The sequence below is a fragment of the Pseudomonas sp. 44 R 15 genome, from assembly GCF_900004965.1.
Taxonomy (GTDB): domain Bacteria; phylum Pseudomonadota; class Gammaproteobacteria; order Pseudomonadales; family Pseudomonadaceae; genus Aquipseudomonas; species Aquipseudomonas orientalis_A.
In genome coordinates this window covers 19742-30207 of the sequence record NZ_CVTU01000107.1, presented here as the reverse complement: position 1 = coordinate 30207, position 10466 = coordinate 19742, and the positions used below count along the sequence as shown (strand labels likewise).

General features: G+C 61.8%; 5 protein-coding genes. 3 read left to right on the top strand and 2 right to left on the bottom strand.

The window, feature by feature from the left end; genetic code table 11:
* Nucleotides 1-162 precede the first annotated feature (162 nt).
* A complete protein-coding gene (locus BFP93_RS19425) occupies nucleotides 163-1728 on the bottom strand; it encodes a methyl-accepting chemotaxis protein (RefSeq protein ID WP_065894410.1) in 1566 nt (521 codons plus the stop codon).
* 97 nt (nucleotides 1729-1825) lie between these two features.
* Nucleotides 1826-2731 carry a DMT family transporter gene (locus tag BFP93_RS19420; protein ID WP_065894409.1) on the bottom strand — a complete coding sequence of 302 codons (906 nt, stop codon included), beginning with the start codon at nucleotides 2729-2731 and terminating at the stop codon, nucleotides 1826-1828.
* A 152-nt stretch (nucleotides 2732-2883) separates the two neighbouring features.
* On the opposite strand from BFP93_RS19420, the gene aceK reads away from it, so the two are divergent.
* The 3 genes from aceK to BFP93_RS19405 all read left to right on the top strand — a co-directional run bounded on the left by aceK (nucleotide 2884) and on the right by BFP93_RS19405 (nucleotide 10431).
* Complete coding sequence (gene aceK, locus BFP93_RS19415; protein ID WP_065894408.1) at nucleotides 2884-4593, top strand: bifunctional isocitrate dehydrogenase kinase/phosphatase; 1710 nt, start codon at nucleotides 2884-2886, stop codon at nucleotides 4591-4593.
* Between the two features lie 114 nt (nucleotides 4594-4707).
* Nucleotides 4708-8619: an ATP-dependent RNA helicase HrpA gene (gene hrpA, locus BFP93_RS19410; protein ID WP_065894407.1), complete on the top strand. Its 3912-nt coding sequence runs from the start codon at nucleotides 4708-4710 to the stop codon at nucleotides 8617-8619.
* 690 nt (nucleotides 8620-9309) lie between these two features.
* Nucleotides 9310-10431, top strand: a complete 1122-nt coding sequence (locus tag BFP93_RS19405; protein WP_065894405.1) for a beta-ketoacyl-ACP synthase III — start codon at nucleotides 9310-9312, stop codon at nucleotides 10429-10431.
* Nucleotides 10432-10466 lie beyond the last annotated feature (35 nt).

The window sequence follows — 10466 nt, the reverse complement described above, 5'->3', positions numbered from 1 at the left end:
CCCGGCGTCCTGCCGGGTTACCCACGGATTCAAGCCTGCGTTCGGCCAGCGTGGTTTAACGGGGCGCCTAGGATCACAAGCAGATCAAGATCAAGATCAAGAGCGGCTCGCTTCGCATCGTGGTTACGGTTGGGCGCTACAGAGTTGTGTAGATACCTATGGCTACCGGTTAAAACGCTCCACCAGCGAGTACTGGGTATTGGCGGTATGCGTCAGCTCTTCACTCAACTGCGCCGAGTTCATCGCCTGTTCCGAGGTCTGGTCCGCCAGCAGCGCAATCGTGCTGATATTGCGGCTGATCTCTTCAGCAACCGCGCTTTGCTCTTCGGTCGCGGCGGCGATCTGAGTGGTCATGTCGGTAATATTGGCCACCGCTTCACTGATGCCCACCAGCGCCTGATCCGCTTCCATCACCCGTGCCACACCTTCTTCGGCCTGACGATGCCCGGCGTCCATGGTTTGCACGGCAGCGCTGGCGGTGTGCTGCAGCTTGGCGATCAGGGCATGGATCTGCCCGGTCGATTCGGTGGTGCGTTGCGCCAACTGGCGCACTTCATCAGCCACCACCGCAAACCCACGGCCCATCTCGCCGGCACGCGCCGCTTCGATGGCGGCGTTCAACGCCAGCAGGTTGGTCTGGTCGGCGATACCTTTGATCACATCCACCACACCGCCGATTTCGTCGCTGTCCTTGGCCAGTTGCGTGACGGTCACGCCCGTCTCGCCTACGGCCACCGACAGGCGCTGGATCGCCTCGCGGGTTTCCCCGGCGATATCGCGGCCACGGCCGGTCAGGCGATTGGCTTCCTGGGTGGCATCCGCCGTGCGCTGCACATGGCTGGCGACTTCCTGGGTGGTCGCCGCCATCTGGTTGACCGCCGTGGCGACTTGTTCGGTCTCCACGCGTTGACGCTCCAGGCCGCTGGAGCTGTTGTGCGCCAGGGTGTTGGACTGCGCCGCCTGATCGTTGAGGTGTTCGGCAGTGTCCTGCAGGCGGGTGAGGCAGGTCTTCAGGCGCGCTTCCTGGCTGAGGATCGACATCTCCAGGCGCGCCTGGGCGCCACGGCTGTCGGTGTACATCTGCGCGATCAGCGGGTCGGAGGTGGTCTGCTCGGCCAGGCGCAGCAAACGCTTGAGGCCGCGCTGCTGCCAGCTCAGGCCGAGCAGGCCCAGCGGCACCGACAGCCCTGCCGCCAAGGCAAAGCCCCAATGGGAAGTGAGGGTGGCGCCGATCATGAAGCTCAACTGGCTGACCAGGATAAATGGCAGCCAGTCCTGCAGCACCGGCAGCCACTTGTCCCGCCGGGGAACGGCCGACTTGCCCTGGTTGATGCGTTGATAGAGCGCTTCGGCCCGGCGTATCTGCTCGGCGGTGGGCTTGATGCGCACCGATTCGTAGCCGATTACCTGGTTGCCGTCGAAGATCGGCGTCACATAGGCGTTAACCCAGTAGTGATCACCGGTCTTGCAGCGATTCTTGACAATGCCCATCCATGGCAAGCCTTGTTTGAGCGTCGACCACATGTGCGAGAACACCGCCGCCGGAACATCCGGGTGACGCACCAGATTGTGCGGGGCACGGACCAGTTCGTCGCGGCTGAACCCACTGATTTCGACAAAGGCGTCGTTGCAGTAGGTAATCACACCCTTGGCATCTGTGGTGGAGATCAACCGTTGCTGGGCGGGGAAGGTACGTTCGCGCTGGGTAACGGGTTGGTTATTACGCATGATTGTTCAATCCGCAAGGCTTTCAGGGGTTATCGGCCATTGCGGGCGTTTATTTAACTTATATTTGTAATAATCCCGCGACGAGTGCCGCGGGAGGTCAGGAATGCTCGCGGCTCGCGCCTGCTTTTTGTGGCCGCAACACCAGCCACAACGCCCCTGCAATCAACACCCCGCCATACACGTGGGCCATCGACAGCGGCTCGTCCAGCAGCAACGCGCCCCACAGTACGCCGAACGGCGGGATCATGAAGGTCACGGTCATCGACTTGACCGGACCGATGGATGACAGCAGGCGAAAATACAGAATGTAGGCAAAGGCCGTACACACCAGGCCCAACCCCAGCAACGACATCCACACCTGCCAGCCACCCCAGCTTGCCGGCGGCTGAGTGATGGCGCTGTAAGCGAACAACGGCAGCAAAAACAACGTCGCGCCGAGCATGCTGCCCAAGGCTGACAGGCGACTGTCCAACCCGCCGCGCTGATCCAGCCAGCGCCGTGCGAGAAATCCGGCAAAGCCATAGCAGGTGGTGGCCAGCAAGCACGCCAGCGCCCCCGTCAACAAATCCAGGTCAAATGCCACCGGGCCCGCCCGGGTCAGCACGCCCACGCCGAACAGGCCCAGGCACACCCCGGCGATTTTCGACGGCGTCAGGCGTTCACTGAAAAACATCCCGCCAATCAGTACGCCCATCAATGGCGTAGTGGCGTTGAAAATGGCCGAGTAACCCGCCGGCAGTACCTGCGCGGCTACCGAATACAGGGTGGCCGGAATCCCGGAGTTGATCACGCCCAACAGCAGCACGGTCTTGAACTTGCCCTGGAAGTCCCAGCTCACGCGCATCATCGAAAGGATCACCAACAAGCCGGCGGCAGCGATCGATACGCGGAAAAACGCGGTCGGCACGCTGCCGATTTCCGGCGCGATGATGCGCATGAACAGGAAACTCGCACCCCAGATGGCGGCCAGTCCCAGCAAGTACAGGGTGTCGACAGGTTTCACGGAAAACTCCTACGCAATCAGGCGGCGGAGTGTTGCCCAGCGTTACGGTTGGCACAATCGCTAAGTAGCGTCGCCAATGAAAATCGGCCTTCTCCTGCCTCGGTTCACTGGCTAAGCTCAGGGCTTCCCGCAACCCGTTCGAGGTTTTCCGCATGTCGCAGCCCGCCCTCGCTATCGCCCGGATGATCCTCGACGGTTTCGACGACTACCGTGAGCACTTTCGCCAGATCACCGATGGCGCGCGCGAACGTTTCGAAAAGGCCCAGTGGCAGCAAGGGCAGGCCGCTTCGGCGGCGCGCATCAACCTCTACGAAAAGAAGGTGGGGGAGGTCACGGCGCGTCTGTGCGCCGCGTTCGATGCGGGCGTGTTGCAGCACATCGAACGCTGGCCGCTGGTAAAAAGTGCCTACATCGGCCTGATCGACCTGCGCTTTGACGACGAGCTGTCCGAGACCTGGTACAACTCGGTGTTTTGCAGCCTGTTCAGCCATGACCTGATCAGCGATGGCTGCATGTTCATTCATACCACGCGGCCCAGCCAGCAGCGCGCACGGGCTGCGCAAACCCGCACCTACACGCCTGCCGGCAAGATGGCGGACATGCTCGCGCAGATTTTCGCGGACTACCGCTTCAGTGAGCCTTACGCCGACTTGCCTGCCGACCTGCGACGCCTGGAAGCGCAACTGCGGGAAAACCTGCCGGACTGGGTGTGCAAAGACCCGGACCTGCACGTCGAGCTGTTTTGCTCGGTGCTTTACCGCAATAAAGGCGCCTACCTCGTCGGACGTATCTACACCCGCGATGAACAATGGCCGTTGGTGATCCCGTTGCTGCACCGCGAAGGGCGGGGAATCCAGATCGATGCGTTGATCACTGATGAAGCCGACGTGTCGATCATCTTTTCCTTCACCCGGTCGTACTTCATGGTCGATGTGCCGGTACCTGCGGAGTTCATCGGCTTTCTCAAACGCATCCTGCCCGGCAAGCACATTGCCGAGCTGTACACCTCCATCGGCTTTTACAAGCACGGCAAGTCGGAGTTCTACCGCGCACTGATCAACCACCTGGCGACCACCGATGATCAATTCATCATGGCGCCGGGCGTGCGTGGCATGGTCATGAGCGTGTTTACCCTGCCGGGTTTCAACACGGTGTTCAAGATCATCAAGGACCGTTTCTCACCGTCGAAAAACGTCAACCGCGCCACGGTGATCGAGAAGTACCGGCTGGTCAAAAGTGTCGACCGGGTAGGGCGCATGGCCGATACCCAGGAGTTCGCCGACTTCCGCTTTCCCTTGAGCAAGTTTGAGCCCGAGTGCCTCGCCGAGTTGCTGGAAGTGGCCGCCGGCACCGTCGAAGTGGAGGGCGACAGCGTCCTGATCCGCCACTGCTGGACCGAACGGCGCATGACCCCGCTCAACCTCTACCTCGACAACGCCAACCCCGCCCAGGTGCGCGAAGCCCTGGAAGACTACGGCCTGGCGATCAAGCAGCTGGCGGCAGCGAATATCTTCCCAGGTGACATGCTGCTCAAGAACTTCGGCGTCACCCGTCACGGCCGTGTGGTGTTCTACGACTACGATGAAATCTGTTTTCTCACCGAAGCCAACTTCCGCCACATTCCCACGCCGCGCACTCCCGAGGATGAAATGGCATCGGAACCCTGGTACTCCATCGGTCCGCTGGATGTGTTCCCCGAAGAGTTTCCACCGTTCCTGTTCGCCGACGCCGGCCAGCGCAGGTTGTTCGATGAGTTGCATGGCGAGTTGTATGACGCCGATTACTGGAAGGGCCTGCAGGAGGCGATACGTGCCGGTAAGGTCATCGACGTATTCCCCTATCGCAGAAAAGACCCCCTGTAACGCATTCCCTTGCGGGAGGGGGTTGCCCCCTCCCACCGGTTTGACCTGCCAGATGAGCGGCTTTTCTGCCACACTTGTTGGCCGCGTATAAATAGATGACCGTCGAAGTAGCTGATGACTGACCAAGCCCCCACCCTCGACCAACTGCTCAACACCCTCGATCACGCCATGCTCGCCGACCGCCACCGCTTGCGCCGGCAGTTGCTTGAGCTGCGCAAGAAGCGTGACGAGGAAAAGCTGGCGCAGTGGGTGGCGCGCATGCAGGCGTCCTGCGCCCAGGTCACGGCGCGGCGTGCGAGCCTGCCGGTGATTCGTTACGACGACAGCCTGCCGATTGCAGCCAAGCGTGACGAGATCAAGGCTGCGCTGAACAAGCACCAGGTGCTGATCATTGCCGGCGAAACCGGTTCGGGTAAAACCACCCAGTTGCCGAAGATCTGCCTGGAAATCGGCCGTGGTCAATACGGCCTGATCGGCCATACCCAGCCACGCCGGATCGCCGCGCGCAGCGTTGCCAGCCGTGTCGCCGAAGAACTGGCCACGCCGCTCGGCGCGTTGGTCGGCTATCAGGTGCGCTTCGAGGACCAGAGCGACTCCAATACGCTGATCAAGCTGATGACCGACGGTATTCTGCTGGCGGAAACCCAGAACGATCGCTATCTGGAGCGCTATGACACGATCATCGTCGACGAAGCCCACGAGCGCAGCCTGAACATCGACTTCCTGCTCGGTTACCTCAAGACGCTGTTGCCGCGCCGACCCGACCTGAAAGTCATCATCACCTCGGCCACCATCGACCTTGAACGTTTCTCCAAGCACTTCGACGATGCGCCGATTGTCGAGGTCTCGGGCCGCACGTTCCCGGTCGACACCTGGTACCGCCCGCTGACCCTGGAACAGGACGAGGAGGGCAACCGCGTCGAGGACGACCTCACCGTCGACCAGGCGATCCTCGCCACCCTCGATGAAATCGCCGCCTATGAGCGCAGCGAACGACGCAGCCCCGGCGATGTGCTGGTGTTCCTGCCCGGCGAACGCGAGATTCGTGACGCCGCCGAGATGCTGCGCAAGGCCCAGCTCAAGCACACCGAGATCCTGCCGTTGTATGCGCGCCTGTCACCGGCCGAGCAACAGCGTATTTTCCAATCCCATCCGGGCCGCCGCGTGGTCCTGGCGACCAACGTCGCGGAAACCTCGTTGACCGTGCCGGGCATTCGTTATGTGATCGATAGCGGCACCGCGCGCATCAGCCGCTACAGCTACCGCGCCAAGGTGCAGCGCCTGCCGATCGAGGCGATCTCCCAGGCCAGTGCCAACCAGCGTAAAGGCCGTTGCGGCCGGGTCGAGCCGGGCATCTGCATCCGGTTGTACAGCGAAGAAGACTTTATCGGGCGCCCGGAATTTACCGACCCGGAAATCCTGCGCACCAACCTCGCCGCTGTGATCCTGCAGATGCTGCACCTGCGCCTGGGCGAAATCACCGACTTCCCGTTTATCGAACCGCCGGATGGCAAGGCCATCAGCGACGGTTTCAACCTGCTTCAGGAGCTGTCGGCGGTGGACCGCAACAGCCAGCTCACGCCGTTGGGCCGCCAGCTGGCGCGCCTGCCGGTGGACCCGCGCATGGGCCGAATGCTGCTCGAAGCCGCCAAGCTGGGCAGCTTGCAGGAAGTGCTGATCGTCGCCAGCGCCATGTCGATCCAGGACCCGCGCGAGCGTCCGCCGGAGCGCCAGCAGGCCGCCGACCAGGCCCATGCGCAGTGGAAAGACGCGGATTCGGACTTCGCCGGGCTGGTCAATCTGTGGCGCGGCTTTGAAGAACAGCGCCAGGCACTGACCGCCAGCCCGCTGCGCAACTGGTGTCGAAAGAACTTCCTCAACTACCTGCGCCTGCGCGAATGGCGCGACTCCCATCGCCAGTTGAGTTTGATCTGCCGCGACATGCAGTTGACGATCAACAAGGAACCGGCCGATTTCCCGAAATTGCACAAGGCGGTGCTGTCCGGCTTGCTCAGCCAGATCGGCCAGAAGACCGAGGACGGCGACTACCTGGGCGCGCGTCAGCGGCGCTTCTGGATTCACCCTTCTTCGGGCATCGGCAAGAAACGTCCGCAATGGCTGATGACCGCCGAACTGGTGGAAACCACCAAGCTGTATGCGCGCATGGTGGCCAAGATCGACGCCGACTGGATCGAACCGCTGGCCGGGCACTTGATCAAGAAAAACCATTTCGAGCCGCATTGGGAGAAAAAGCGCGGCCAGGTGGTGGCGTTTGAACAGATCACCTTGTTCGGGCTGATCGTGGTCGGACGCCGGCCGGTGCATTACGGGCCGATCGATCCGGTGGTGTCGCGCGAGCTGTTTATCCGCGAAGGCCTGGTGCGTGGGGAAATCCAGTCGCGAGCCAAGTGCCTTGCGGCCAACCAGCAACTGCTGGAGCAGCTCGACGAACTGGAAGCCAAGGCGCGCCGACGCGACATCCTGGCCGACGAAGAAACCCTCTACGCCTTCTACGATGCGCGCCTGCCGGCAGAGATCCACCAGACGGCGACCTTCGACAGCTGGTACAAGGTCAACAGCCAGAAAGACCCGCAACTGCTGATCATGCGCGAGGAAGACGTGCTGGCCCGCGAAGCCAGTGAAGTCACCGCCGCGCATTACCCCGACACCTTGCACCTGGGCGACCTGGCCCTGGCCTTGAGTTACCACTTCGAGCCCAACCACCCGCGTGACGGCGTCACCCTGCGCGTGCCGGCGCCGCTGTTGCCGGCATTGCCGGCCGAGCGCCTGGAATGGCTGGTGCCGGGGGTAATCGAAGCCAAGTGCATCGCTCTGGTGCGCAACTTGCCCAAAGCACTGCGCAAGAACTTCGTGCCGGTGCCGGATTTCGTCAAGGCGGCGCTGCAGCGCATCGAGTTTGGCCAGGGCTCGCTGCCCCAGGCGCTGGGCCGTGAATTGCTGCGCATGACCGGTGCGCGGGTCAGCGACGAAGCCTGGGCCGAGGCGGCGCAGCAGGTGGAAAACCACCTGAAGATGAACCTGGAAGTGGTTGACGGCCAAGGCAAGTTCCTCGGCGAAGGCCGTGATTTGGCAGAGCTGACGGCGCGTTTCGCCGAGGCCAGCCAGGCGGCACTGGCGGTTCCGCAAACTGCGAAAAGCCAGCAGCCGGTGGAGGCCAAGGTGTTTGCGGCGGTCGCTGAGAAGACCCAGCAGAACATCGCCGGCCTGTCGATGACGGTATACCCGGCGTTGGTGGAAGAAAACGGCACGGTCAAGGAAGGGCGTTTCTCCACGGCCGCCGAGGCCGAATTCCAGCACCGCCGTGCCTTGCAGCGCCTGTTGATGCAGCAACTGGCGGAACCGGCGAAATTCCTGCGCGGCAAATTGCCGGGGCTGACCGAATTGGGCCTGATGTATCGCGAACTGGGGCGCATCGATGCACTGGTGGAAGATATCCTGCTCGCCAGTCTCGACACCTGCGTACTGGAAGGCGAAGCCAATCTGCCGCGCGATGGTGCCGGGCTTGCTGCGCTGGCCGAGCGCAAGCGTGGCGGCTGGACCGAACACGCCGAGCGTCTGGCGCACCTGACCCTGGACGTGTTGAAACTCTGGCATGGCCTGCAAAAACGCTTCAAGGGCAAGATCGACCTGGCCCAGGCGGTCGCGTTGAACGATATCAAGCAGCAACTGAGTCATCTGGTGTACCCAGGGTTTGTGCGCGAGACCCCGGCGCAGTGGTTCAAGGAGCTGCCGCGTTACCTCAAGGCCATCGAGCTGCGCCTGGAAAAACTGCCGAGCCAGGTGCAGAAGGACCGTGTGTGGAGCACCGAACTGAGCGGCCTGTGGGCCCAGTACCAGAACCGCCTGAACAAACACACCCAGGAAGGCAAGCGCGATCCGCAACTGGAGCTTTATCGCTGGTGGTTGGAGGAATACCGGGTGTCGTTGTTCGGCCAACAGTTGGGGACCAAGGTGCCCATATCCGACAAGCGATTGAGCAAGCAATGGAGCCAGGTAGAGCCCTGAAACATTCCCGGTTTCCTGAACTGAACAGGGTCAACTGTGGGAGGGGGCTTGCCCCCGATGACTGAGTGTCAGCCACTGATGTCTTGACTGATAAACCGCCATCGGGGGCAAGCCCCCTCCCACATTGTGAGCTGTGTGCAGCCGGACTATCGAGGAAATTTCCGACAAGGATCTGGGTCCAGTACCGCAGCAAGCAACTGGTAACACGGTCCCACTGTGGGAGGGGGCTTGCCCCCGATGACTGAGTGTCAGCCACTGATGCCTTGGCTGATACACCACCATCGGGAGCAAGCCCCCTCCCACATTCATTGTGAGCTGTGTGCAGCCGGACTATCTAGGACATTTCCGACAAGGATTTGAATCCAGTACCGCAGCAAGCAACTGGTAACACGGTCCCACTGTGGGAGGGGGCTTGCCCCCGATGACTGAGTGTCAGCCACTGATGCCTTGACTGATACACCGCCATCGGGAGCAAGCCTCTTCCCACATTTAACGGTGTCTGTCCGGGAGATGGCGCCAAACCCCGGTGTTTGTGGCAAACTTCGCGCCCATAAATGCCGGGATCGTCGTAGCAGCGACGCGATGGAATAAAGCGTTGCCAGTTTGATGCCCGCTGGACGGAATCAAACGACCTAAAGTTTGGTACGACGGTACCAATATCTTCTGCCTGACAGATTTAGAGGAACGACCGTGCATAACGTCGTCATCAGCGGCACTGGCCTGTACACCCCGGCCAACAGCATCTCCAACGAAGAGCTGGTGCAGTCTTTCAATACCTATGTGCAGCAGTTCAACAGCGAAAACGCTGCGGCCATCGAGCGCGGCGACGTGCAGGCGTTGACTGAGTCCAGTGCGGCGTTCATTGAAAAGGCCTCGGGCATCAAGAGCCGCTTCGTGATGGACAAGGACGGCATCCTTGACCCTCGGCGCATGGCCCCACGCTTGCCCGAGCGCAGCAACGACGAATGGTCGGTGCTCTGCCAGATGGCCGTCGGCGCTGCCGAGCAGGCCCTGCAACGCGCCGGCAAGACTGCCGCCGATATCGATGGCGTGATCGTCGCCTGTTCCAACCTGCAGCGTGCCTACCCGGCCATCGCCATCGAGGTGCAGGAAGCCCTGGGTATTGAGGGCTTCGGTTTTGATATGAACGTGGCGTGTTCCTCGGCCACCTTCGGGATCCAGAATGCCGCCAACAGCATCCAGCTGGGCCAGGCCCGGGCGATCCTGATGGTCAACCCGGAAGTCTGCACCGGTCACCTGAATTTCCGTGACCGCGACAGCCACTTCATCTTTGGCGATGCCGCCACGGCGGTGATCCTCGAGCGGGCCGACCTGGCGACCTCCGAGCACCAGTTCGACGTGGTGAGCACCAAGCTGCTGACCAAGTTCTCCAACAACATCCGCAACAACTTCGGCTTTCTCAACCGCACCGCGGAAGAGGGCGTCGGCGCGCCGGACAAATTGTTCGTGCAGGAAGGCCGCAAAGTGTTCCGCGATGTCTGCCCGATGGTGGCCGAGTTGATTGGCGCGCACCTGGCGGAAAACCAGCTGGGCGTCACCGATGTGAAGCGCTTCTGGCTGCACCAGGCCAACCTGAGCATGAACCACCTGATCGTGAAGAAACTGCTGGGCCGCGAGGCCTCGGTGGAAGAGGCGCCGGTGATCCTCGACACCTACGCCAATACCAGTTCGGCAGGCTCGGTGATTGCGTTCCACACGTATCAGGACGACTTGCCCAAAGGCGCCGTGGCCGTGCTCAGCTCGTTCGGGGCGGGCTACTCCATCGGCAGCGTGATCCTGCGCAAACGCTGATGGCGGAGCGGGTCTGCGCGTTTACAGTGAGGTGT

Bases quoted from the DNA above. Each gene is read 5' to 3' on its own strand.
- BFP93_RS19425 (WP_065894410.1), bottom strand. From the start codon at position 1,728: ATGCGTAATAACCAACCCGTTACCCAGCGCGAACGTACCTTCCCCGCC.
- hrpA (WP_065894407.1), top strand. From the start codon at position 4,708: ATGACTGACCAAGCCCCCACCCTCGACCAACTGCTCAACACCCTCGAT.
- aceK (WP_065894408.1), top strand. From the start codon at position 2,884: ATGTCGCAGCCCGCCCTCGCTATCGCCCGGATGATCCTCGACGGTTTC.